The organism is Umezawaea beigongshangensis (assembly GCF_016464305.1).
GTDB lineage: Bacteria > Actinomycetota > Actinomycetes > Mycobacteriales > Pseudonocardiaceae > Umezawaea_A > Umezawaea_A beigongshangensis.
Genome location: NZ_JAEIOJ010000013.1, coordinates 112376 through 137237, shown reverse-complemented (window position 1 = coordinate 137237; position 24862 = coordinate 112376). Strand labels below are relative to the sequence as shown.

Annotated in this window: 19 protein-coding genes; 7 read left to right on the top strand and 12 right to left on the bottom strand. The window is 73.9% G+C overall.

Annotation, left to right across the window (positions count from 1 at the left end; genetic code table 11):
- Positions 1-148: 148 nt before the first annotated feature.
- From IMZ35_RS25985 to add, 8 genes are all read right to left on the bottom strand, one after another.
- Positions 149-463, bottom strand: coding sequence for a winged helix-turn-helix transcriptional regulator (locus IMZ35_RS25985; protein ID WP_199443818.1), 315 nt, complete (start codon positions 461-463; stop codon positions 149-151).
- A gap of 6 nt (positions 464-469) precedes the next feature.
- Positions 470-1018, bottom strand: a complete 549-nt coding sequence (locus IMZ35_RS25980; RefSeq protein WP_199443817.1) for a hypothetical protein — start codon at positions 1016-1018, stop codon at positions 470-472.
- Positions 1015-1446: an acyl-CoA thioesterase gene (locus IMZ35_RS25975; protein WP_199443816.1), complete on the bottom strand. Its 432-nt coding sequence runs from the start codon at positions 1444-1446 to the stop codon at positions 1015-1017. The genes IMZ35_RS25980 and IMZ35_RS25975 overlap by 4 nt, the downstream gene beginning before the upstream one ends.
- Before the next feature lies 1 nt (position 1447).
- Positions 1448-6985: a type I polyketide synthase gene (locus tag IMZ35_RS25970; RefSeq protein ID WP_199443815.1), complete on the bottom strand. Its 5538-nt coding sequence runs from the start codon at positions 6983-6985 to the stop codon at positions 1448-1450.
- Positions 6982-7947 (bottom strand): enediyne biosynthesis protein UnbU, encoded by a 966-nt coding sequence (locus IMZ35_RS25965; protein WP_199443814.1) that lies wholly within the window; start codon positions 7945-7947, stop codon positions 6982-6984. Before IMZ35_RS25965 ends, IMZ35_RS25970 begins: the two co-directional genes overlap by 4 nt.
- Positions 7944-9845 carry an ASPIC/UnbV domain-containing protein gene (locus tag IMZ35_RS25960; protein ID WP_199443813.1) on the bottom strand — a complete coding sequence of 634 codons (1902 nt, stop codon included), beginning with the start codon at positions 9843-9845 and terminating at the stop codon, positions 7944-7946. The genes IMZ35_RS25965 and IMZ35_RS25960 overlap by 4 nt, the downstream gene beginning before the upstream one ends.
- A gap of 26 nt (positions 9846-9871) precedes the next feature.
- Positions 9872-10753, bottom strand: coding sequence for a DUF1702 family protein (locus IMZ35_RS25955; RefSeq protein ID WP_229373268.1), 882 nt, complete (start codon positions 10751-10753; stop codon positions 9872-9874).
- Between the two features lie 542 nt (positions 10754-11295).
- The gene (gene add / locus IMZ35_RS25950) at positions 11296-12303 is read right to left on the bottom strand and encodes an adenosine deaminase (protein ID WP_199443811.1); all 1008 of its coding nucleotides are present in this window, start codon (positions 12301-12303) and stop codon (positions 11296-11298) included.
- A 197-nt stretch (positions 12304-12500) separates the two neighbouring features.
- Here add and IMZ35_RS25945 point away from each other — a divergent pair, with 197 nt between their 5' ends.
- Positions 12501-13715 (top strand): class I SAM-dependent methyltransferase, encoded by a 1215-nt coding sequence (locus IMZ35_RS25945; RefSeq protein WP_199443810.1) that lies wholly within the window; start codon positions 12501-12503, stop codon positions 13713-13715.
- Here the strand turns inward: IMZ35_RS25945 and IMZ35_RS25940 are convergent.
- Entirely contained in the window at positions 13688-14383 is a 696-nt protein-coding gene (locus IMZ35_RS25940) for a DUF6239 family natural product biosynthesis protein (protein WP_199443809.1), read from the bottom strand. The genes IMZ35_RS25945 and IMZ35_RS25940 overlap by 28 nt on opposite strands.
- Positions 14384-14459: 76 nt before the next feature.
- On the opposite strand from IMZ35_RS25940, the gene IMZ35_RS25935 reads away from it, so the two are divergent.
- Genes IMZ35_RS25935 through IMZ35_RS25925 form a run of 3 tightly spaced genes read left to right on the top strand, consistent with a single transcriptional unit; the run spans position 14460 to position 17960 of the window.
- Entirely contained in the window at positions 14460-15950 is a 1491-nt protein-coding gene (locus IMZ35_RS25935; RefSeq protein ID WP_199443808.1) for a TldD/PmbA family protein, read from the top strand.
- Entirely contained in the window at positions 15947-17311 is a 1365-nt protein-coding gene (locus IMZ35_RS31960) for a metallopeptidase TldD-related protein (RefSeq protein WP_199443807.1), read from the top strand. Before IMZ35_RS25935 ends, IMZ35_RS31960 begins: the two co-directional genes overlap by 4 nt.
- Positions 17312-17330: 19 nt before the next feature.
- Positions 17331-17960, top strand: a complete 630-nt coding sequence (locus tag IMZ35_RS25925) for a class I SAM-dependent methyltransferase (RefSeq protein WP_199443806.1) — start codon at positions 17331-17333, stop codon at positions 17958-17960.
- A 461-nt stretch (positions 17961-18421) separates the two neighbouring features.
- On the opposite strand, the gene IMZ35_RS25920 is transcribed toward IMZ35_RS25925, so the two are convergent.
- Positions 18422-19876, bottom strand: a complete 1455-nt coding sequence (locus IMZ35_RS25920) for an alpha/beta hydrolase family protein (protein ID WP_307868788.1) — start codon at positions 19874-19876, stop codon at positions 18422-18424.
- 359 nt (positions 19877-20235) lie between these two features.
- Between IMZ35_RS25920 and IMZ35_RS31560 the strand changes: the two genes are divergently transcribed.
- The 3 genes from IMZ35_RS31560 (at position 20236) to IMZ35_RS25905 (ending at position 23002) form a co-directional block, all read left to right on the top strand.
- The gene (locus IMZ35_RS31560; RefSeq protein WP_199443804.1) at positions 20236-21513 is read left to right on the top strand and encodes a sensor histidine kinase; all 1278 of its coding nucleotides are present in this window, start codon (positions 20236-20238) and stop codon (positions 21511-21513) included.
- Positions 21510-22172: a response regulator gene (locus IMZ35_RS25910; protein WP_199443803.1), complete on the top strand. Its 663-nt coding sequence runs from the start codon at positions 21510-21512 to the stop codon at positions 22170-22172. The genes IMZ35_RS31560 and IMZ35_RS25910 overlap by 4 nt, the downstream gene beginning before the upstream one ends.
- Positions 22173-22522: 350 nt before the next feature.
- Positions 22523-23002, top strand: a complete 480-nt coding sequence (locus IMZ35_RS25905) for a DinB family protein (protein WP_199443802.1) — start codon at positions 22523-22525, stop codon at positions 23000-23002.
- Positions 23003-23329: 327 nt separating this feature from the next.
- Here IMZ35_RS25905 and IMZ35_RS25900 read toward each other — a convergent pair whose 3' ends face one another.
- Positions 23330-24313, bottom strand: coding sequence for an alpha/beta hydrolase (locus tag IMZ35_RS25900; protein ID WP_199443801.1), 984 nt, complete (start codon positions 24311-24313; stop codon positions 23330-23332).
- 86 nt (positions 24314-24399) lie between these two features.
- The gene (locus IMZ35_RS25895) at positions 24400-24726 is read right to left on the bottom strand and encodes a putative quinol monooxygenase (protein ID WP_199443800.1); all 327 of its coding nucleotides are present in this window, start codon (positions 24724-24726) and stop codon (positions 24400-24402) included.
- Positions 24727-24862: the final 136 nt, after the last annotated feature.

The window sequence follows — 24862 nt, the reverse complement described above, 5'->3', positions numbered from 1 at the left end:
GTTGTGGTTGAGCATCCGGGCCTCTTCCTGGGCCAGGACAACCACCCGCCTCGCGCGGTCGGTGAACCTCTCGAACACTGCGTCCCTCCCAGCCCGAGACCGGTAACGCCGGACTTCGAGCGTACCAAATAACTATATGAATTTATATCTATCTCGCTCGCTCGTCATCGGTGAGCTCGCGCCCCCAGCGCGCCAGGGCCAGCAGGGGCACCTGGAGCCTGCGTCCCAGATGAGTCAGCCGGTACTCCCCCCGCCACTCCGCGACGCCGCTCGCGCACAGCGCCTCCAGCCGGGGGGTGAGCAGGTCGGGCGTCAGGCCCGGCACGCCCTCCAGCAACTCGCGCTCGTCGGCGGGCGCGACGAGCAGCTCCCGCACCACGAGCATCGTCCACATGTCCCCCACCACCTCCAGCCCCGCGGCGAGAGGGCAGAACTGGCGGTGCTCCGCGTCGTCGGACAGCACGTCGGATCAGCTCCTCACCACCGCGCAGCGGCACGGGGCCGCCGCCCGCTCGTCGAGCGTCGGACTGGCGTGCTTCACCATCGCGACCACCATCGGGACGAACACGATCGCGTTGTAGAACAGGTGCAGCTCCACGCGCGGCAGCACGAACTGGAGCAGGCTGGTGGGCACGGCGCGGTTCGCCAGGTTCGCACCCGAGAGGGCTTGGACCAGCAGGAGCAGGTGCTCGAAGTGGTGCCACACCTGGATCACCAGCGCGGCGGTCCACCAGGTGCGCGCCCGGCCGACGAAAGCGGGCCGCAGCAGGAACAGCCCGATCATCATCACCAGCGCGTACCCGTAGTGCATCCACTCGGAGTGCACCAGCCACGGGAACGGCACGCCCAGCACACCGCGGGCCTCCGCGACCGGCATGCCCAGCACGTACACCTGGACGGCCTGGGCCACGTGCTCGGCCCAGTGGGCGGCGACCACCACCGCGAACAGCAGCAGCGCCGTGCGGTGCCGGTCCGAGTTGAGGCTCCGCAGCACCGGCGCTCCCGGGACGTGGATCATGACACGGTCTCCTTCTCCTTCTCGAACAGGACCAGGGCACGGGACAGCTCGTCGGGGACCTGCACGGGCAGCACACCGCCCCTGGTGCGGCGCAGGCACGACACCACCTGCCCGCCGCGGGCGACCATGCTCCCGTCGCGGCGGAACTCGTAGTCCATCTCGACCCGGCTGCCGCGCTTGCGGCGCAGGGTCATCGCGATCTCCACCTCGTCCAGGGCGAAGCACTCCGAGAAGTACTCCATCGCGCAGGACACGGTCGCCAGCGCCAGCTCGCCGCACCGCACCTCGGCGAGCACGCCGGGGGCGTGGTCGGCGAGGAACGCCTCGCGGCAGTGCCCCTGCCAGTGCAGGTAGTGGGCGAAGTACACGTTGCCGACGACGTTGGTCTCGTCGAACGTGACACGATGCCGGAACACGTACTCGCGCACGTCAGAGCACCTCCACAGCGATCGCGATGACGGGGTCGCCGATCCCGGCCACGGCGTACCGGGCGACCACGACGACGGCGTTCGGGGCTCGCAGCACGACCAGGCCGTCGTCGGTCACCTCGGCGATCTCCAGGGCGGCCCGCCGGTCGAGCCCGGCGCGGCCGAGCGCGGCACGGCCGGCCGCGATGCGCCCGGCGGCCACCTCGACCGGCTCGTCCAGCTTGCCCGCCACGGAGACCGCGGTGCCGCCGTCGAACTCCTCACCGGGCTCCAGCGCGGTGCTCGTGCCCCACGCGACGCCGACGGCGTGGTCCGCGCGGGCCAGCAGGACGTGGTCGTGGGCCTCCGCCACGACCCAGCCGTCCCGCGGGTGGTCGACGCCCGTGACGACGAGCTCCACCCGCGGTGCGACGTCCAGCTCGACCAGGCGGCGACTCAGCACCGGGCCGAGCAGGGAGACCGGCAGCGCCTCCTCCCAGCGGTTGGGTCCGATGGCGCGCAGTCGCAGCCCGTCCCACCGGGCGACTCGCGCACCGGCTGCGTCGAGCACGTCCACGTCGAACACGAAGTCGTCGACGGTGTGCTCGCGCTCCACCGCGTGCACGCGGAGCACGCCCTCCGGCGCGCGCCACGCGGTGAACCGGTCCACGCCGACGGGCAGTGCGCGGCGGTGCGGGACGCACGCCAGCAGCACGTGGAGGACCGCGTCGTGCGCGCCGAGGTCGCCCAGCAGGAGTCGTTGGTGGTGGAAGTCGGAGAACCACTGCGTGCCGGGTTCGGCGCGCACCCCGGCCCGGACCTCGAACGCGGACAACCACTCGTAGCCCAGCAGCCGGCGGAACCGGCCCCGGTGGAACAGCAGCGGCCCGTAGAACGGGTGGGGGCCGGCGGCGACGGGCGCGGTGCCGTCCGGCTCGCCGCCCGCGCCGGCTTCCGGCGCCTCGCGGACCACGGCGGTGAAGCGGTCGGCCGCGTAGGCGTCGCTGTCGTCGCGCACGGCGACCCTGGTGGAGCCCGCGCCGTCGTCGAGTGCCAGCACCCGGATCGACCGCGTGCCGCGCTCCGGCACCGTGACCGGGCTGCGCAGGTCGAGGTCGCGGAACTCCCACGCCCGGTGCGCACCGACCACCAGGGACACCGCCTGGGCCATGGCCTCCAGTCCGGCCACGGCGGGCAGCACGGGCACGCCCCGGACGCGGTGCTCGTCGAGGTACGGGTCGTTGCCCAGGGACAACTCGGACTCCAGCACGGCCTCCACCCCGGCGTAGCGCACGCGCGGGTCCTCGGCGAAGCGCAGCGGCTCGGGAGCCTCGCCCTCGACGGTCAGCGTGGGGCCCTCCGGGAAGCGACCGGTGATCAGCAGCGTCACCGGGGCGTCGCGATCGGTCAGGGCGGCGAGCAGGGCGAGCGGACCGTCCGCCGCGGCGATCGGCGCGATGCCTGCGGCCGCCAGGCCCTCCACCACCCCCATGCGCTCCCCCATGCCCAGCCCGTCCCACAGCGACCACTCCACCAGGTGGTGCCGGCGCTGCGGGAAGCGCTCGGCGGCGCGCTCCAGCTCGTCGCGCAGCCAGTCGTTGGCCACGCAGTACTCGGCCTGGCCGGGCAGTCCGCGGCGACCGATGATCGAGCCGAAGCCGACCACGAGCCGCAGCTCCGGCGCGGCGTCGAGCAGCAGCCGCAGACCCGTCACCTTGGGGGCGAGGGTGTCGCGGAGCGTGTCGGCGGACACCGCGCCCAGCAGGCGGGGCCGGTTGACGCCGGCGCCGTGCAGCAGACCGCGCACCGGCCCGACCTCGGCGGCGGCGGCCAGGGCGGACGCGACCTGCGCGGCATCGGTGACGTCGGCCCGCACGTACCGGACGGTGACGTGCTCGCCCAGGGCGCGCAGCGCGTCGGCCACCCGCGGCGAGTCGGGCGCGGAGCGGCCCAGCACCACCAGGGCGCACCCGGTGCGCCGGGCCAACGCGACACCGCACTCGGCGGTGATGCCGCCGACGCCACCGGTGACCAGACAGACGTCACCGGGGCCCAGCGGCAGCTCGCCGCCGGGGTGCGGCCGGCGCAAGCGCGTGGTCACGCGCTCAGCGCCGCCGTCGGGCCGCGCGCGCAGCTCGCGGTAGCCGGCCGAGGCGACCAGCCTCGGGTCCAGGGTGTCACCGGCCACCTGGACGACGGTGACCGAGTGCCCGTCGAGCTCGACGGCGGCGCTGCGGCCCACGGCGGCGGCGGCCGGATGCCCCCGGTGGGCGACGAGCAGGCGGCGGGGCCGGTGTCCGGCGATCGAGGCGAGCACGCGCGCCACCTCCTCGGGCCGCTCGTCCTCCAGCCAGACGGCGAGGTTCCGCTCGCCGGGCACGCCGGGGAGCCCGCGCACGGCGTGCAACCAGTGATCGGGTGGCGCGTCGACCGCCCACGTGCCGCCGGCGGGTGCGTCGGTCGGCTCGAACGGCACCCGGACGTGCTCGAAGGAGCGCACCCAGCGGTCCAGGCCCGCGGGTGGGCCGTCGCCCTCCGCGTCGACGGCGGGCAGGGAGCCCAGCATCGCGGCGACCTCGGCGACGGTGACGTCCACGCCGGACAGCGCGCTCTCCGGCGGCCTGCGCCCCAGCGCACCCGCGATCGTCCCGACCACCTGCACCACCTGCAGCGAGTTGAGGTGCAGGTCCCCGAGCAGCGTGCTGTCGGGTCTGATGACGGCCTGCGGCAGCTCCAGCACGCGGCTGAGCTGATCGCGCACGACGGTCAGCGGGTCGGCGTCGTGCGCCGCCACCCGCGGTCCGGGCAGCGCCGTCCCGTCGGGGGGCGCCAGCACGTCCGCGACGTCGGCGGGGAGCGCCGGAGCCAGGCCGGGCAGGTCCGTCTCACACGGGTTGGCCAGCAGCTCGATCCTGGTGTCCAGACCGAGGGGCCGGTGGACGCGGCCCGCGAACCACGCGCCGAGGTCGCCCGCCGAGCACGCGGCGAGCACGGCGGTGGTCAGAGCGTGCCGCGTCGGGTTCCCGCTGTCCAGGGACAGGGCGGTCGCGCCGGCCGCGCGGGCCAGGTCGGTGAGCGTGGTGCCGGGGCCCGCCTCCACGAGCAGGTCGCAGCGCTCGACGAGCCGGGCCAGCGCCTCGGTGAACCGGACGGGCCGGGTGAGCTGCTCGGTGAGCAGGTCCACCAGGTCCGTGCCCGACGTCAGCGGGCGGCCGGTGACGGTGGAGAACACCGGTCGGGACGGCGGCTGGAACGGCACGGACGCCAGCGCCTCGCGCAGCGGTGCGCCCGCCGCGCGCATGGCGGAGCTGTGGAAGGCGTGGGACACCGGCAGCGGAGTGGCCCGCACACCGCGGGCGCGGGCGCGGGCCACCAGGGTCGCGACCTGGTCGGCCGGTCCGCCCACGGTGGTCTGGACCGGGCCGTTGAACCCGGTGATCTCGACGTCGAGGTCCTCGCCCAGGGCGCGAGCGGTGTCCTCGTCGCCCGCGACGCCCGCCATGGCCGTACCGGGCGCGCCGTGCTCCGCCATCACCCGGCCGCGGACCACGGCGACGTCCTGCGCGGTCGCCGGGTCCAGCGCACCTGCCCACACCAGGGCGGTCAGCTCGCCCAGGCTGTGGCCGACCGCGCCGACCGGGCGGCAGCCGGACGCGGTGAGCCACCCGAGGGCTGCCAGCGACTGGCGGACGACCGCGGGCTGCGCGACGGCGGTGTCCGTCGCGCCGTCGGTGACGGTGACACCCGCCTCGGGCACTCCCAGGCCCTCGGCCCAGGTGTCGAGTCGCGCGCGCACGGGCGCGGCCTGGCCGGGCAGCAGCAGGCCGACGCGGCGCGGCGGCCCGGCGGCGAGCACAGCGCCGGCCGCTTCGTCCACCAGCAGGTCACCGTCCCACGTGGACAGCGCGGCACGGGCGGTGACCGCGGCGTCCCGCAACCGGTCAGGGGTGTCGGCGACGAGCGCGCAGCGCACCGCTCCCGGCTCGCGCCGCTCGGCGTGGGCGGTGGCGGCGAGGTCGTGCAGCTCAGCGTCGCTCAGGGCGGGCGCGAGGGCGGTCAGCGCGTCCAGGCGCTCGCCGAGCGCGGCGCGGTCGGCGGCGTCGAGCAGCACGACGTCGTGCCGGGGCGCGGGCCGGCTCAGCGCCGCCGCGGGCACGGACACCGCGGTGGTCTGCCCTCCCGCCGCGCCCCGCAGCACCACGTGGGCGTTGATGCCGCCGAACCCCATGGACGACACCGACGCCCTGGGGGTGGCCGCCGACCACGGTTCCGCCTCCCCCAGCAGGCGCAGCGGCGTGCCGGGCGCGCGCAGCAGCTCGTGCGGGTCGTCCACGCCGGTCGTCGGAGGCAGCGTGCGGTGGTGCACCGCCAGCACGGCCTTGATCAGACCCGCCACACCCGCCGCGGCCTTGGTGTGCCCGATGTTGGCCTTGACCGACCCGAGGGCGGCGCGGGGCGAGCCCTCCCCCCGGACCTCGCACAGCGCGGTCAGCTCCACCTCGTCGCCGATGCGCGTGCCGGTGCCGTGGCCCTCGACCAGCTCGACGGCGTGCGGCTCGATCCCGACCATCCGGTAGGCGCGGGCCATGGCGAGCGTCTGGCCGTGCGCCTTGGGCCGGGTGAGGCCGCCCGAGCCGTCGGAGGAGGTTCCCCACCCCTCCAGCACGGCGTAGGTGCGCACGCCCTCGCGCTCGGCGTCCTCGGCGCGCATCAGGGCCACCACGCCGCAGCCCTCCCCCGGCAGGAAACCGGTGGGGCGGCGGTCGTAGACGCGCATCTCGTCGACCGCGAGCGCGCCGGTGCGGGCGAAGCCGACCAGCTCGAACGGGTCGAGGCTGAGGTCGACACCGCCCGCGAGGGCGAAGCTCAGGTCACCGTCGAGCAGCGCGCGACCGGCCGTCATCACCGACAACAAGCTCGACGCGCACGCGCCGTCCACGGTGAAACCGGTGCCGTGGAAGTCGAAGTGGTTGCACACGCGGCCCGCGATGGTGTTGGACAGGGCGCCCGCCAGCGACTCGTCGCCGGGCACCGGGAACGGCGCGCGCACCAGCTCGCCGAGCAGCGCGAGCGCGTGCCGGCTCTGCTCGGCGTCGACGCCGGCGCCGGCGAGCGCCGCCGTGGCGGCGCGGCGCAGGAACGGCCAGCGCAGCCGCAACTGCGCCGCGCGGGAGAACTCGCCGGTCATGGTGTTGCCCAGCAGCACACCCACCCGGTCGCGGTCGAGTCCGCGGCCGGCCGGGAAACCCGCGTCGGCGAGGGCGTCGGCGGCGGTCTCCAGCGCGAGCCAGTGCGCGTGGTCGACGGCGCGGTGCAGCGGTCCTGGCACGCCGAAGCGCTCCCGGTCGAACGACCAGCCGCGCAGCAGGCCCGCGTGGGTCGAGTAGGTGCGGTCGGGGTCGTCGGCCGGTCCGACGTAGGCGCTCGACAGCCGCTGCTCGGGCAGCCTGCGGAACCCCCGCCGGCCGCCCAGCACGGTCTCCCACAACCTGGTGGGCGAATCCGCGTCGGGGTAGCGGCAGGCCAGGCCGACCACCGCGACGCCACCGGAACCGCTCATGAGGCGCTGCTCCCCGTCGGCCGGGGCGTCGCGCGCCGTGCCGCGACCAGCAGCACGAACGCCCGCAGGACGCAGGTGATCACCAGGGCGAAGAAGAGGCCGAAGGACACCCCGGACAGCACCAGCGCGGCGTAGACGGCGGCGGCTGTCACGCCGAAGACCACCTGGTTGCGAGCCTTGACCGGGGTGCTGCCGGGATCGGTGATCATGTAGTTGGTGAACAGGATGAACGCGAGGCCGGTCATCGGCACGAGCGCGCCGAGCAGCGAGTGGTCGAGCAGCAGCCAGCGCAGCACGGCTTGCAGGACGAACGCGCCCAGCCAACCCGCGATCAGCGGCATCTTGCCGGTCAGCTTGGCGTTGAGCACGGTGCCGAACATCAGGATGCCGAGCGGGAGCAGCCAGTCCAGCGCCGTCACGGTGAGGTTGGTGAAGTGGTAGGGCGGCGCGATGCCCACCCACGGGAAGAGCACCAGGACCACGGCGATGCCGGTGTTCGACGGGTTGAGCACGTGCCGCAGCTTGCCGTTGACGCGCAGCCGCACCAGGTACTTGCTGCCGTTGCCGACGGTGATCGCGAACAGGTAGGGCCACAGGGAGGTGTTGCCCCACAGCAGCATGCCGCAGGCCAGGCCGGTGATGTGCGCGGGCAGCAGGAACACCACCAGCGAGCGGAACCCGCCCGCGTAGGCCGGCTTGCGGTTCTGGGACCAGGAGTCCAGCCACTCGAACAGCAGCGCCGTGGCGTAGCTGGTCAGCGCGGCGGCGATCGGCGTGATCGGCGCCTGTTCGAAGCCCAGCACGGTGTGGCCGAGGACGTTGAAGATCGTGATGGTGGTGGCGAAGCGGGCCAGCGCGCGCACGCGCTTCACCTCGGGCGCCGGACCGGCCACGGGCGCTGCGGCGGGTGGCGCGGTGGTCCCGGTGTGCTGGTCGAGGTCGGACGTGGCCGTCGTGGTCATCGCACTTCCACCGTTCCGTCGCTGTTGAGCAGGATGGTCCCGTGGCCAGGCCGAACGTCCGCGGTCGCCTCGTGCAGGCCCGCGGTGTCGCGCCAGGTGATCGTGGCGGGCGTCGCGCCGCCACCCGGCAGGGCCAGGTGCACCCTCGCCGCGGAGACCCCGGCGTGGCCGTTGGCGGGGTAGAGCTGGGTGCGCTGCGGGTGGTCGGGGTGGTGCAGCCGCACCTGGGCGCCGATCACGTCGGTCACGGCGTCGTCCGCGCCCGCGGGGGCGGGACGCACCAGGCGCAGGTCCGCTGCCGGGCCGGCCGCCGCGGTGTTGCGCAGCAGGACCGAGTCCTCCCACTGGTTCGCCACGACCGCGTCGAGCTTGTTGTCACCGTCCACGTCGCCGTGGGCGATGGCGCGCGTGTTGTCGCCGGCCGCGATGCCGGTGGCCGCGGCCAGATCGGTGTAGCGGCCGTCGGGTCCCCGCACCCAGAACCGGTTCGGCTCGTGACCGGAGAGGTCGTCGCCGGACCGGAAGTTCGGCCAGAACGCGGGGTGGCGCACCAGGTCGTCGTTGCCCATGGCGAGTTCCTGGAGCAGCGGCCACCGGTCGGTGTCGCCCTTGAGGAACCCGTTGGCCTGCATGATCTCGTCCACGCCGTCGTTGTCGAAGTCGCCGCTGCGCACGTCCCAGCACCACCCGGCGCGAGCCAGGCCGAGTTCCTCGCTGCGCTCGTCGAACGGGAGTTCTCCCCCGGCGAGGTCGGCGGGCGAGCCGGTCGGAGTGAAGGCGAAGTTGCTCTCGTGCAGGGCGAACGGGGTGGTGATGTTGCTGACCACCATCGTGGGCAGCGGGGCGTCCCCGTCGTAGGTGAAGGTCACTCCCATGCCCTTGAACGAGTCGCGGCCCAGGACGGTCGACTTGGGAGTGGTCCAGTCGCGATCGCCGCGGACCTCCTCGAACTTCGCGTTCCCCGGCGTGGACCGGTTGACCATGAACTGGTCGGGACCGAAGTCGTTGGCCTGGTAGATCTCCGGCAGGCCGTCGCCGGTCATGTCCTGCAAGCCGGTGGCCAGCGTCCAGGAGGCGGCGGCGTCGCGGGAGAACGCGGTGCTGGCGTCGGTGTAGGTGGGCAGCTCGTCCGGCCGGCCGGTGGGCTTGCCGAGCAGCAGGCGGTTGAGACCGGCGTTGCGGGCCAGGCCCATCGAGTTCTGCATCTGCATCCGGGTCTCGTCGTGCGCTTCGGGGTCGAGCACGCGCGCGCCGTCCGGGAAGTAGTTGCCGATCAGCAGGTCCAGGTGGCCGTCACCGTCGACGTCGCCGACGTTGAAGGTGCCGGAGTGCCACACGGCCATCGGGTTGATCAGCTCGACCGCGCGGTGGCCGTCGGCGGTCGGTGCGCCGACACCTCCCGTGTTGAGGTGGACGACGGGCGAGCGGCCCCAGTAGTGCACGATGTGGTCGATGTCGCCGTCCACGTCGACGTCGACCGGAACGCAGCCCATCGGTGCCATGGTGTGGTCGTGGGGCAGGCCGTCGGGCGTGAGCCGAACCGGGGCGTACCCGTCCGCGGCGGACGCGCGCGCCGGGCGCAGCGTCACCGAGTCGTCGCGCGGATCGACCAGGCAGAGGTCGCCCGCGTGGCCCTGACCGCGCAGGTCGGACAGCCCGGCGGCGGCTCCGACGGAGGAGATCCAGCCGCGGATGCCGTGCAGGCCGGGCGCGACGGTCCGCTCGGTGCGGGCGCCGGACGGAACGGGGTTGAGGGTCTCGGTGGCGAAGCCGTAGCGCGCCGCGAGCGCGTCCACCTCGGCGCGGCCCAGGCCGGGTCGGGCCACCATGACCCCGAGCGCGGCGCAGAGGGCGCCGATGACGCCGAACACCAGAAGTTGTCGTGCGTTGATGGGCATGTCGTTCGCACTCTCCCCAGTTGCGGTCAACAGCGTGCGGTGACGAGTGCGCGCAGCGTCGCCTTCCACCGCAGGTACGACCGGATGTCGTCGGAATCGGACAGGTCGTGCGCGGCCGTCTCGCTCCACCCGGCGGCCTCGTCCGCGTCGACGCCGAGGAAGCGCGCCGCCGAGCGCGCCGTGTGGGGCGGCACGATCCCGGAGCGGTGCCGGGCCGAGGCGCCGAACACCACACCCTGGGCGAAGTGGGCGTAGTGGGGCTTCGCCGCGCGCTCCAGCTCGTCGAACGCCTGCTCGTCGGCGGCGCCCGCGTACGTGACGGCCAGGCCGACCCCGGCCCACAGGTGCGGCCGGGCCGGCGCGGCGGCGCGGTCGATCACACCGGCCACGCCCGCCGGGTCGGCGGACTCCGCGAACCACAGCGCCCGTCCACAACCGGCGAGCTGCGCCTCCCAGAGCGGCCCCGGTCTGCGCGCGGCCCGCCGGTGCAGGGCGCGCAGACCGCCGAAGTACACCTCGCCGAAGCCCGAGCCGTCCACGGCCAGCCACCGCAGCAGCGGGGTGGCTGGCAGCCGTGGCAGAGCGGTCACGCGCAGCGGCGTCGCCAGCCAGCCCGCCCCGACGTGCACCAGGTGCACGTAGCCGTCGCCGGGGCCTTCGAGCAGCCGGCGCAGTGCACCGGCGCGGCCCGCGGTGGCGAGGTCGAGCAGTCCCGCGAACATCCCGGCGCCCTCGTAGGCGAAGCCGCGCTCGGCCTCGGGCACGCGGGCGTGCAGTTCGTCGTGCGGTGCCCGCCAGTGCGCCGCACCGGTGTTGAAACCGGTGAGGAACATCCGTGCGTGTTCCTCCAGCACCGTCCGCGCAGCCGGTCTGTCGATCCGGAATCCACGGGTCTCGAAATCCGCCATCGACATCGGCAAAGAGATTTTCGGAAGGAATTTCGAGCGTCGTTCCGCGCTTGAACTTCCGATGAATATTCGCACCGTCACCCCATCCGTTGCGATGGCCGACCCGGACCGCTGGCGCCCCCTCGGGACGCGCAGGCGAACCTGAGCAGTCCTTCGTCAACCGTGTCTACCAGGCACTCTTCAGAGCATCAAGGCAGCAGGCCAACTTCACACGAACGTCGCAGGTAGTCACAGAGCGTCCCCGGAAGACCCCGTCAACATTTTCAGGAGATCTTCCGCAGCAGATTGTGACTGTGGTTCGAAATCTCCTGCACGACGCATCGATCGACCACTCAACAGACAGCCGCTTGACCATTTGGGGGATAGCTGAAAATACTTTTCGGCTATTTTTGGCATGGCGTTCGGCCGATCGGGCGGGACCCGTCGGCGCGCGGTGGTCGACGTCGCTCTGCCGCAGGCCGACGTGGCGGGCGGCCACTCGGATCGGGCGCTGAGCAGGTGTGGTCGCGGCTCTGCGGTGCGCGAGCGGTGCTGCGGGCTTCTCAGGGGTCGTTCGGCGCGGTCCACGCCGAACGGCGGTCGTGCGCGGCGATCAACTCGTCGCGCACCTCGGGTTCGGCCAGCGCCGACACCAGGGAGGCGCGGGCCACGGCGATCAGGTCGTCCGGCTCCAGGCCGAGGCCGGTCACCGCCTGTTCGAACTCGCCCACCAGCGTGGACCCGAACAGCAACGGGTCGTCCGAGCCGAGCACCACCGGCACGCCCAGCGCGTGCAGCGCACGAGCCGGGTGCTCGGCCAGGTCCGCCACCACGCCGGTGCGCAGGTTGCTGGTCGGGCACACCTCCAGCACGGTGCCACGGGCGAGCAGATCCTCGACCACGGCCGGGTCCTCGGCCGCGCGGAAGCCGTGGCCCAGTCGCGGCGGGTCGAACGCCAGGGCGTCTCGGACCGCGTCCGCGCCGGCCGCTTCGCCGGCGTGCGGCACGAACGGAACCCCGCGCTCGCCGGCCCAGCGCACCGCCTCCGCGAACAGCGATGCGGGGCGACCGGGCTCGTAGCCACCGAGCCCGAGGGCCACGACACCGCGGTCGCGGCCCAGCACGCACCACTCCGCCGTGCGCAGGCAGTCCTCGACGGGCAGGTCCCGCACGTGGTCGAGCACGAACCTGACCACCACACCGCTGTCGCGCCGGGCCGTCACCGCACCGTCCCACAGCCCGTCGACCAGCTCGTCGAAGGGGATGCCGCGGTCGCGGTGGTGGGTGATCGCCGAGCAGGTCACCTCCGCGTACACGACCCCCTGCCCGGCCAGGTCCTCGGCCAGCTCGACGACGGCACGAGCGAAGTCGCCCGGCCCGCGGAACACGTCCGTGCAGGTGGAGTAGAGGTCGGCGAAGTGCCGGAAGTCCCGGAACCGGAACCGCTCGGCGAGCCAGCGCTCGTCCAGACCCGCGAACTCCCCCCCGTTGCGCCGGTCGAGGTCGAGCACCGTGGCCGGGCGCAGCGAGCCCTCCAGGTGCACGTGCAGGTCCGCCTTGGGCGTGTTCACGATGAACGACTCCAGCTCACGTGACCAGCCCCGGTGGCGTGTTCGTCCGACGACACTCACCCCCCAGCTCGGCTGCACAGATGACCGACCGCCTCAGTTGCTACCTTTTGTAGCAGTAAAGACTGCGATCTTGTCAAGAGCAGCAAGTCATCACCACGCCATTGCCGCCCCATCGGGCATACACTATATTATTTTAAATGGCACCTGCTTGTCTCGTGTGCACCGGTCCCGTCGAGGAGTTCCTCGACCTGGGACGCCAGCCCCTCTCGGACGCCTTCGTCGCGCCCGGCGAGGACCCGTCCCGGGAGTACTTCTTCCGTCTGGCGCTGGGGCGCTGTGCGGCGTGCTGCATGACCCAGTTGATCGAGGTGCCACCGGCCGAGCGGATGTTCCACCAGACCTACCCCTACCGCTCCTCCAGTTCGGCCGTCATGCGCGAGCACTTCGCCCGCACCGCCGAACGCCTGCTCGCCCGCCGGCGCGACCCGTTCGTGGTGGAGATCGGCAGCAACGACGGCGTCCTCCTCGGTGCCGTCGCCGCCCGCGGCGTGCGTCACCTGGGCGTGGACCCGTCCGGTGACGCCGCGGCGGACGCGGCGGCGCGCGGCGTGCGCGTGCGGGTGGACTTCTTCACCGAGCGGATCGCCCGCGACGTGCGCGCCGAGCACGGGCCAGCGGACGTCGTCTTCTCCGCCAACACCATCAGCCACGACCCGAACGTGAACTCGATCTTGCGAGGCGTCGCCGCGCTGCTGGCGCCCGGCGGCGAGTTCGTGTTCGAGGACCCCTACCTGGGGTCGGTGCTCGCCAACACCGCCTTCGACCAGATCATCGACGAGCACGTGCTGTTCTTCAGCGTGAGATCGGTGGTGGCGATGGTCCGGCGGGCCGGCCTGGAGCTGGTGGACGTCGAGCGGCTCCCGGTCCACGGCGGGCAGATCAGGTTCACCGCGGCCCACCGCGGCACGCGACCCGTGTCGCCCGCCGTCGCGGAACTGCTGGCCGAGGAGGACGACCAGGAGCTGCACGACAGCGCTCGGCTCGCGGAGTTCGCCGCGCGCACCCGGGACAGGCGCCGCGACCTGGTGGTGCTGCTGCGCCGCCTGCGCGACGGGGGTGCGCGAGTGGTGGCCTACGGCGCGACGGCCAAGAGCGCGACCGTCGCCAACTACTGCGGTCTGGGCCCGGACCTGGTCTCGGCGGTGATCGACGCGACGCCCACCAAGCAGGGCAGGCTGACCCCCGGCACGCACATCCCGGTCGAGCCGCCCGAGGCGTTCGGTCCGGGCAAGGCCGACTACGCGCTGATGTTCGCCTGGAACCACGCGGAGGAGATCATGGCCAAGGAGAGGGCGTACAGCGAGTCCGGCGGGCGGTGGGTGTTCTACGTGCCCGAGGTCCACGTGGTCTGAACGGGCCCGGCGACGGTGTCGTGCTCGCCCGCCGCGACGAACCCCGGCACCGCGGCGAGCACCCCCACCGCCACGGCGAACCCGATCCCAGCCACCGACCGCGCCGCGACCCGGCCCACGGGTGCGCTGAGGGCGAACCAGGCCAGCGCGGCCACCCACGCCAGGGCGCTGGAGCGCAGGCCGTCGGCCGTCCACTCCCCCGCCAGCAGCGCACCGACCGCCGCCGGGTCGGTGCCGGCGACCACGGCCCCGAGGCCCGCGACGGCGGGCAGCAGACGGGTCACCCGGCCGCGCGACCAGGACAGCAGCGGCAGCACGGCCAGCGCGCTGGTCGCCATCACCACGGGCAGCAGCGCGTCGCGCGGGTCGAGCCGGTCCACGCGGTTCGGGACGAGGGCCAGCTCACCGATCACCGCCACCGCGCCCGCGGACACGGCGACCGCCCGCGCCCGCGGCCCCGGCCCCGCGGGGAAGGGGCGCAGCAGCGCCACGCAGACGACCACCACCAACGCCGTCACCGTGAGCAGTCGCAGCCACACACCGCCGAGGGAGGACGGACCGCCCTGTCCGACGTCGTGGTGCGGCTGCGCCGCGGCCTGATCGCCGAGGACCAGCAGCAGGACCACGACGACCGGGAACAGGACCGCCCACTGCCGACCGGCGCGCATCGCTCCCCCTTGCCCACGTCTGCTTTAGTTTAAGATAGCAGTCTAGGTCGGAACGGCCGTGTGAAGGAGCAACCCGGTGGACCAAGCGTTCCTCGCCCTTCCCCTGCGCCGGCTCGCCGACGCCGCGCTCGACCGGGCTCGCCGGTTCGGCGCCCGGCACGCCGCCGTGCAGGTGGTGCGCACCCGCCGCGGCCAGCTGCTGCTGCGCGACGGCAGCACCGCGGCCGCCGCCGAGACCGAGCGCACGGCGCTGTCGGTCCGCCTGACCACCGCGAGGGGCCGGGGGTTCGCCGCCACGTCCGAGCTGACCGCCGAGGCCGCAGCCGACGCGGCGAACCGGGCCTGGGCCGTGGCCCGCGCCTGCGAGCCGCTGTCCGGTGACGGCGTTCCGTTCGCCGACGAGCCCGTGCACACCGACGCGACGTGGAGGTCGGCCTACGAGATCAACCCGTTCGACGTGCCCGAACCGGAGCGCGCCGCAGTGCTCGGCGGGTGGAGCCGGAACCTGCTCGCCTCGCCGCACGTGTCGTCCGTGCTCGCCAAGTGCACCGCGGTGCAGGAGAACCGCTTCTACGCCGACCTCGCGGGCACCACCACCACGCAGCAGCGCGTCCGCGTCCACCCCCAGGTGCTGGTGACCGGCGTCCACCCGCGCACGGGCGTGGTGGAGACGCTGCGCTCGCTCGGCCCACCCGTCGCGCGCGGGTGGGAGTACCTCGGCGGTACGGGCTGGGACTGGGCGGACGAGATCGCCGCGATGCCGGAGCACCTGGCCGAGAAGCTCCGCGCGCGCCCGGTCGAGCCCGGTTCCCACGACCTCGTGGTGGACGCGTCGAACCTCTGGCTCACCGTGCACGAGACCGTCGGCCACGCCACCGAGCTGGACCGCGCGCTCGGACACGAGATCTCCTACGCGGGCACGACGTTCGCCACGCCCGACCAGCTCGGCCACCTGCGCTACGGCTCCGAGCTGATGACCGTCACCGCCGATCGCACCGCACCGCACGGCATGGCCACCACCGGCTTCGACGACGAGGGCGTGGCCGCTCAGTCGTGGCCGCTGGTGGAGAACGGCGTGCTGACGGGGTTCCAGTTCGACCGGTCCACCGCGTGGGCGGTGGGTGCGAGCCGCTCCAACGGCTGCGCGTTCGCCGAGTCGTCGTCGCACCCGCCGCTGCCGCGGATGCCGAACGTGTCCCTGCAACCGTCGGCCACACCCTGCCGCGTCGAGGACCTGATCGGCGGCGTCGAGGACGGCGTGTACCTGGTGGGGTCGGCGAGCTGGTCCATCGACTCGCGTCGGGAGAACTTCCAGTTCACCGCCCAGCGCTGCCACCGCATCCGCTCGGGCCGGCTCGCGGAGCCGCTGTCCGGCGTGGCCTACCAGTCGTCCACCACGGACTTCTGGAACGCGCTCGCCGGGCTCGGCGACGCCAGCACGGTCACCTCGTTCGGCGCGGACTTCTGCGGCAAGGGACGGCCGGCGCAGGCCGCCGCCGCCAGCCACGCGGTTCCCCCGGCGCTGTTCCGGGGCGTGCCCGTGCTCAACGTCGGCGGTGCCGCGTGATCCCGGCACACGAGGTCGTGGAGCGGGCGCTCGCCGCGGCGCGGCCCGGCGACGGGACCGCGGTGGTCGTGGACGAGGTGGTGCACGCGCACCTGCGCTGGGCCGGCGACACCGCGACGCGCGCCGGGCACGTGGTGGAGCGGCGGGTCCACGTGGTCGTGCTGACCCCCGCCGGCACCGCTGGAGTGGTCTCGGGCGGCGGCGCGCTGGACGCCTCGGGTGTGCGCGACCTCGTGGCGTCGGCGTCAGCGGCGGCACGCCGCCCCGAGGCCGAGGGCGGCGCGGGGCCCCTCGTGCCCGCCGACCGGCCGGAGGCGCCGGACTGGCGCGAGCCGGCCGCGGACGCACCGCCCCACGCGCTGGCCGAGACCGCCGCGGAGGTCGCCGAGGCCGCTCGCGACTTCGCCCGGAGGGGCCGCGTGCTGCACGGCTACGCCGAGCACGAGGTGCGCACGACCCTGCTCGGCACGACGACCGGTCTGCGGCTGCGGCACGTGCAGCCCCGGACCCTGCTGGACCTGACCGCCCGCGCCGCCGACCCGCCCGCGTCGAGCTGGGCGGGCGCGGAGGTGGACTCCCCGGCGGAACTCGACCTGCCCGCGGTGCTGGCGTCGCTGGAACGGCGGCTGGACTGGAGCGCGCGCCGCCTCGACCTGACCCCCGGCCGCTACGAGGTGCTGCTCCCGCCCTCGTGCACCGCCGACCTGATGCGGCAGCTCTACTGGTCGGCGGGTGCGCGGGACGCCGAGGACGGACGCAGCGCGTTCGCCGGGCGGCTCGGCGACCGGCTCAGCAGCCGAGCGCTGACGCTGCGCAGCGATCCGACCGCGCCGGGCGTGGCGTGCGACCCGTTCGTCGTGGCCCGCACGTCGGGTGCGGACACCTCCGTGTCGGACAACGGCCTGTCCCTGGGACCGACGTCGTGGATCACCGACGGCGTGCTCACCGCGCTCGTGCACACCAGGGCGTCGGCCGAGAACGCGGGCGCGCCGGTGACCCCGCGCGTCGGCAACCTCGTGCTGCAGGGCCGGGGGGACGAGCCGTCGCTGTCGGAGATGATCGCGACCACACGGCACGGCCTGCTGCTGACCTCGCTGTGGTACCTGCGCGACGTCGACCCGCGGACGCTGCTGCTGACCGGCCTGACCCGCGACGGCGTGCACCTGGTGCGCGACGGCGAGGTGGTGGCCGCGGTGGACGACTTCCGCTTCAACGAGAGCCCGCTGCACCTGCTGGACCGCGTGCTGGAGGTGGGGCCCACCTCGGTCACCCTGGCCAGGGAGTGGGACGACGAGCGCACCCGCACCGCGATGCCCCCGCTGCGCATCGCCGACTTCGCCGCGGTGGGCCGCGCCGCATGACGAACCGAGGAGGCCGATCGTGACCACCACCCACGACACCGCTGCGCGCGACGCCGCCGATCACGTGTTGGCGCTGCTCGGCGACGTGCGCGACCGAGCTGTGCTCGACCTGGGCTGCGGCGACCCGCTCGTGGTCCGCCGGGTCGCCGGGGGCGGTCCGAGGACCTGCGTGGGCCTGGCCGCCGACGAGTCGCTCGCCGCCGGGGCCCGCACCGCCGCGCACCCCCACCCGGTCGACGTGCGCACCACCGACCTGGACCGCTGGTGGGGCGCCGACCTCGGCCGCTTCGACCTGGTCGTGTCCACCACCGCACCCCAGCACGTGCGCAACCTCGCCCGGCTGCTGGAAACGCTGCACCACCACGTCGAGCCCGGCGGGCGCTTCGTGTTCCGCGTCGACCACCCCACCGCCACCGCGGGTCCGGCGGGCTACTTCGCCGACGGCGAGCGGCCGGACCTGCCCACCTGGGCCGACCGCCCGGCCCACCACCGAAGCCTGGAGACCTACCTGCGGGCTCTGCGCCACTGCGGCTTCCGCCTGGACGAGTTCTCCGAGGGCAAACCGGGCGAGGTCGGGTTCGACGACCACCCCCGCGCACCGCTCGCCGCACCGCGCTGGGCCCTGTTCCGCTGCGTGCGCACGCCCTGACCACGACCGGGAGGTCCGTCCGTGTCACCTGACGACGAAGTGTCCTACCTGCTCCGCCTGACGTCCTCGCCGGCCCGGCCCGGTGCGCCGGTCGCGCCCGCGGAACGGTCGGCTGCTGCGCGCACGGTCCCCCGGGACCAGCACCACGTGCCGCTCGGCAGGTCGTCGCGCGGGGCGCCGGGGCCGGCCGCGGGGGCGTGACCCGGAACAGCGGCCGCCGCACCCGAGCGACCCCGGTGAGAACCGGTGACGCGTGCCCGGATCTCCTCGTCACCTGCTGACCTCGATGCGGTGCGGCGGCGGGGTGTCGGGGCGGACGCCGTCCTCGGCGGAGGCCGCACCCGCGGACGAACGCGGTCGTCGATCGCGTCGACCAGCGCGGCTGGTTCCACCCCGTCCCCGCGTCGCGGCTGCTGTCCCCCGCGCCGAGCGCAGAGCACCGGCCGCCGCGGCACGGCCGATCAGCGCGGGCCGTCCGGGTGGTGGACGCTGAGATCGCCGTGGGCCGACAGAACATCGGCCGGGTCACCGGACTTCTCTCGCAGGACGACGTCCAGGAAGGCGAGAGCGGCTGCGGCGACGACGCGCGGCCCTCCGGTGCGGCCCAGAGAGCCGACTGCCGAGGGCACGGGCGGCAGGTACAGGGGGCCGTCCGTGAAGGTGAGGTGTGCGGCTCCGGGAACGGCGAGCCGGTAGCCCGTCGCAGTGCTCAGGTCGAGCACCTCGGTGAGGCGGGGTATGTAGCGCGGGTCGGTCGCCGGGGTGATGGCCTGGGTGAGCGCGAGCGTCGGCTGGTCGAGCGAGGGTGAGGTGGCGCCGTGGGGGTAGCCGTCCAGATCGATGACGGCGTCGAAGCGGTGATCCCGCCTGGCCGCCTGCAGGGCGGCAGCACCACCCATGGAGTGGCCGGTCACCGCGACCCGGCCGGTGTCCAGGCGTCCGGTCAACTGGTCGGCGGCCCCACCTCGGTCCAGAGCGTCCAACCGGGTCAGGACGAAGCCGAGGTCGGCGGCTCGAACCGCCGTCCAGCCGGCTGCCAGCTCGTCGTCCTCGTCCCGGTCGCCGGTGGAGGTGGTCTCGCTGTTGATCGTTCGGCCGTCGGCGAGGACGACGGCGGCGGAGTCGTACGGGTGGTCGAGGGCGGCGACCACGTAGCCGTGGCTGGCCAGTTCCTCCGCCCACGCGGTGTTCTGGGTGCGCACTCCGCTCGACCCCGGCGAGAACAGCACGACGGGGAACCGTCCCCCCTCGCCGGCCACCGGGGCGTCGAAGGCCGAACGGGTCCGGGCACGCGCGACACCGTCGACCAGGAAGGCCGGCAGACCGACTCCGCGGGCCAGGGCGTCGGAGACGGTGCGCGCCTCGTCCTCGGTGCGCCCGAGGTACTGGGCCTTCTGCGCGTCCGCGGGGCCGTTCTGCGCGGGGTACCAGAGCTGGACCACGACCGTGCGCAGGTCGTGCGGATCGGCGGTGAAGGTCTCGGGGCGGTTCTGGTCGGTCCACTGCACCACTCGGGTGCCGACCCCGAAGGGACCGGAGGGTTCGGGGAACACGGGTACGGGAAAGGCCCAGGCGGCCACCGGGCCCGCGGTGATCAAGCCGATGCAGGCCGTCGATCCCGGCAACGCCAGCCACCAGCGGACCCGCCGCGGCGGGCGGCCGGTACGGCGTGGCAGCAGGGAGGAGGAGGCGAACGGCAACGCGAGGGCAGCGCCTGCCAGTACCGGCAGCATCTGCCACCGGATTCCCGTCACGCCCAGCACGATCGCGGACAGCACGAAGACCGTCCCCGCCGCGATCGTGACGCGCGGGCGGGCGGCGGGGGGAAGCCAGCGCGCCACCACCAACGCGACCGCGCTCAGCAGGACGATCACTTCCAGCGGGGACGTGTGCAGTCCCGTGATGGTCTCGGTCACCCGGCCATGGTCGGCGCCGGGCGGGTGCCGCCGCATCGGTCCCGGGTCGCCATCCGGTTGCGACCGGGGTCGTGACCGGAGGCAGGTCCCCGTGCGATCGGAGTGGCGATCGAGAACGCCGGATCAGCGGTCGCTCTGCGACCACGGGAGGTGGTGGGACTCCTCCTGCGGTCGCAACTCGGCGCGGTGCCGTCAGACGGTGGGCTCATGTGTTCCCCCGGCTCGCGGCCTACCGTGACAGGGCCGCGGTGCGTGCCGGGCAGCGCGAGGCGCGGGCGTTCCCCGTGCTCGGCTCCGGCTGTACGCGGTGGCGGCCCCCGGCCGGGGCCGCTCCGACGCTGAATCGACAGGGACGTGTGATGACCGAGGCGGCTGCGGAACCCGGCGACGCACACCGGGACCGGGTGCGGCGGGCGAGGACGGCCGTACGGCTGGCGAGGTACGCCGACCTGGCCTCCGCACGAGCGGCGCGACCGGTGGGAACCGCCGGACACCGGGGTTCCCGGCTGCCGTCCGCGGTGTGGGACTCGCTGCTGCCGGCGCTTCTGCTTCTCCACGTCCTGACCACACGGGCACCGCACGAGCTGGCGGTGGCCGTGGTCCTCACCGCCGCCCTCTCGCTGCCCCTGGTGTGGCGGCGCCGGGCACCTCTCGCGGTGTTCGGCGCGGTGGCGGCCGCAGCCCTCGTCCAGTGGCTGGTGGACGTGCAACTGCCGGCGGACGTCGCCTTGCTGGTGGCTCTCCACACGGTGGCGGCGAACTCGGGCCGGCGCGCTGCGCTCGTCGCCGGTGCCGTCGTGGAGGTGGGGGTCCTGCTGGCCTGCCTGCGCTGGGCGACGGAAGGCGCGTTCCTGACCCCCTTCGTCGCGGTCACCGCGATGACCGTCGCCGCCGCCGTCCTCGGTGTGAACGTGCGGACCACGCGCGCCTACCTCGCGGCCCTGGAGGAACGGGCCGTGCGCCTGGTGCAGGAGCAGGAGCAGCAGGCGCGAGCGGCCGTCGCCGAGGAGAGGACGCGCATCACCCGGGAAGTGCACGACATCGTCACCCACAACCTGTCCGTCATGGTCGCGCTCACCGACGCCGCCGTCTACGCGCAGCACCGGTCGCCCGACAGGGCCACCGCCGCGATGCTCCAGATCTCCGAGACAGGCCGGCAGGCCCTGACCGACATGCGGCGTTCCCTGGGCGTCCTGCGAAGCGACGAACCGGACGCGGAGCTCCACCCGCCGCCCGGCATCGCACAGCTGGAGACCCTCGTCGACCAGATGTGCGCCGCCGGTCTGCCGACCCGCCTGGAGGTCCGCGGCGGACACGCCCACGTACCCGCCACCGCACAACTGACCGTCTACCGCCTGGTGCAGGAAGCCTTGACCAACACCCTCAAGCACACGCCCACCGGCACACACGCGAAGGTCCGGGTGCGCTGCTCGACCGGGACCGTCACGGTCGACGTCACCGACAGCGGTCCCCGTCCACCACGTCCCGGTGCCACACCGTCCGGCCACGGCATCCCCGGCATGCGCGAGCGCTCGGCCGCCTACGGGGGGAAGTTGCAGGCCGGTCCGCTTCCGGGCGGCGGCTGGGGAGTCCACACCCGCCTCTTCCTCGGCAGCGGCGGAGCGGCGTCCGCATGACGATCCGCATCCTGATCGCCGACGACGAAGCGCTGCTCCGCATGGCCTTCAGCACGGTCCTGGACGCCCAGCCCGACATGGCACCGGTCGGCGAAGCCGCAGACGGCGGCCAGGCCGTGCGCCTCGCCGGGGAGCTGCGCCCCGATGTCGTCCTCATGGACGTCCGGATGCCGGGGACCGACGGGATCGAGGCGACCCGGCAGGTCGTCAGGACGTCCCCGTCGACCAGAGTGCTGATCCTCACCACCTTCGACCTGGACGAGTACGCCTTCGCCGGGCTCAGAGCCGGAGCCTCGGGCTTCCTGCTGAAGAACACCAGGCCCGAGGAGCTGCTCACCGCGATACGCGACGTGGCCGCGGGCGACGCGGTGGTCTCCCCGAGGATCACCCGCCGCCTGCTGGAGAAGCTCCGCCCGCACATCCCCGACGGCCGCACCGCCGAGCGCGACGAGCGGCTGGGTCGGCTCAGCGCTCGGGAGCACGAGGTGCTCCTCCAGGTGGGCCGCGGCCTGTCCAACACCGAGATCGCGGCCGCCCTGCACCTCGCGGAGGCAACCGTGAAGTCCCACCTGGGGCGAATCCTGCACAAGCTCGAACTCCGCGATCGGACACAGGCCGTGATCTTCACCTACGAGAGCCGCCTCATCCACCCCGCGTGACGCCGCCGCCCGGAGCCGACGGCTACGCCCTCGACTCCGGCACCACCAGCGCCGCTGATGCGGGTGCCGGGCAACCCCGTCGCTCTCGACCACGCCGTTGCGGGCTCGGGCACCGGGGCGCGGTCGTGCCGCGGCGGCACGCGCGGCCGCGCTTCGCGGCACTTCGCGCATCGGCGGACCGCGGTCGTCGTGTCCACCGCTCACCCGCACCCGCCGCCCACCTCGGGCCGCGCACTGGTTGACTCGTGCCGGGTCGTGCAGCAGGAGCCGGGGGTCGGTCGGCGTCACCGCTGGCCGCCGCTCGCACGAGCTGCCGCGGCTCCTCGCCCCCGACGTTGCGGAGGACTTCGATGGGTTCGTTCGACGTGCCGCTGGACGACGAGCGCGCACAGCTCGACGCGTTCGTCGAGGAGTGTCGCAGCGCCGTCGAGGCGACTCTCGACTCGCTCACCGAGGAACAGGCCCGCCGTCGGCTCGTCCCGTCGGCGACGACGCTGCTCGGGCTGCTCAAGCACGTCACCTGGATGCAGCGGGTGTGGTTCGAGGAGTGCGTCGGTGGCACGTCCCGCCAGCAGCTCGGCCTGGTGCGGAGTCCGGAGGAATCCTTCCGGCTCTCCGACGACGACACCATCGCCTCGGTCACGGCGGCCCACCGGGAAGCCTGCGCCACGGCCCGGACCATGATCGCGGGCCTGCCGCTGGACGCCGTCGTGACCGGCCACCGGTCCGGACCACGCACGCTCCGCTGGGTGTACCTGCACGTCCTGCGGGAACTGGCCCACCACTGCGGCCACGCCGACATCTTGCGCGAACAGGCGCTCGCCGACTGAGTCCCGAACGCAGGTCGGGACGGGCTCCGGCGCCATGAGGGGTTCGTCCTCCGCTGACGTGCGCCTGCCGACCGCGCGCACCTCCACCGCCGCCGGCGGGCTCGCCGCGGCGAGCCCGCCGATCTGCCGCTGCGCGTGGCCCGCGGCAGGTCGGGCAGCAGGTCCACCAGATCAGCTGCCGTGCGGCGAGCACCGGCCACGGCGGCCGGGACGCGGATGCGCACCGGGCGCAGTGCCACTGCGGCCCAGCGCGCTGCGGCCCAGCGCGCTGCGGCCCAGCGCGCTGCGGAGGTGCCCGCACCGGGCCGGACGCCCGCGCAGACGGGGTCAGACGCCGTGCGGGGCGGCGGAGTTCGTGGCCAGGAGCCGGCCGAGCCAGTCGGTGCGGGTCCGGCGGGCGGTGACCGAGATGCGCGCCTGCGGGTACAGGGCGTCGAAACCGTGGAAGCCGCCTGCCCAGACGTGGAGTTCGGCGTGACCGCCGGCCGCCCAGATGCGGGTGGCGTAGTCGGTGTCCTCGTCGCGGAACACCTCGGCGGAGCCGGTGTCGACGTAGGTGGCCGGCAGGCCCGAGAGGTCCTCGGCCAGCGCGGGTGAGACGTGGACGGGCACCTCGTCGTCGCCGCGGTCACCGAGGACGGCCTGCCAGCCGAACGCGTTCATCTCGCTGGTCCAGACGCCGGGCACGCCGGAGTACTGGCGGCTGGAGGTGCTGGTGTTGCGGTGGTCGAGCATGGGGCAGATCAGGACCTGCCCGGCGATCGCCGGGGTGCCGAGGTCGCGGGCCAGCAGGGTGAGGCCCGCGGCGAGGCCGCCGCCCGCGCTGGCGCCGGCGACGACGATCCGGGCGGGGTCGATGCCCAGTTCGTCGGCGTGTTCGACGGTCCAGAGCAGACCCTGGTGGCAGTCGTCGAGGAGGGTGGTGCCGGTGGCCTCCGGTGCGAGCCGGTACTCCACGGAGACGACGACCGCGCCGAACTCGTCGAGCCACTCCAGCGGGATGTCGATCTGCGAGAAGCGGTCGCCCATCACCATCCCGCCACCGTGGATCCAGTAGACGCAGGGTGCGGAGGAGGCGGCGCGGTCGGTTCCCGCGGGGCTGAAGACCGACAGGCGGATCGGGGCACCGTCCTCGGCCGGCACGGTGATCTCGCGCCGGTCGACCTGCCGGTGCTCCAGGAGGGACTCGACGGGTGTCGCGGGGAACTCGCGCAGTTGCGCGAGGACCTCCGGGTCGAGGCGGGACACGAGGGGCATGCCGCTCAGCAGTTCGCGCAGCTCGGGATCCAGGGAGGGGCGTGCCGTGGTCATGTCGTCGCCTTTCGTGGAACGGTGCCCGACGGTCGGGCGGGTGGGGGGAGCCGCATCACCGGGCGTGGAGGCGGCGGGCCGAGAGGTCACCGGTTTTCGAAGGCCGCCCTGCCGCGGACGGGAACGTGGTCGGTGTACTCGGGCTCCCCGGCCAGCAGTCCGCCGATCCGGGCCACGACGGCCTGCGCGGCCTCGCCGGTGAAGACGCGGTGGTGGTCCTCCTCGCTGGTCCAGCCCTCGGTGACGTGGACGACGTCGGGGTCGGACGCGGAGCGGGAGACCAGGTAGACGACGCAGTGCTCGCTCGCTCCGGGGTTTCCCTCGTCCAGCCCCGTCAGCAGGAGGTCGACCAGCTGGTCGCCCAGGCCGGGAACCGCGGTCAGGGTGGCGTTGAAGCCGTAGGTGGCGATCACGGGTTCCTCTTCTCGGTGGTGGAGCGGGGCTGTTCCAGTCAAGCGTGCTGACCTGGGAAAACGTAGAACGATTCTCGCTTTCTCCTGCACGATCCTCCCGATCGCGAGAACTCCGGTGCGGAGGAGTGCTGCACTG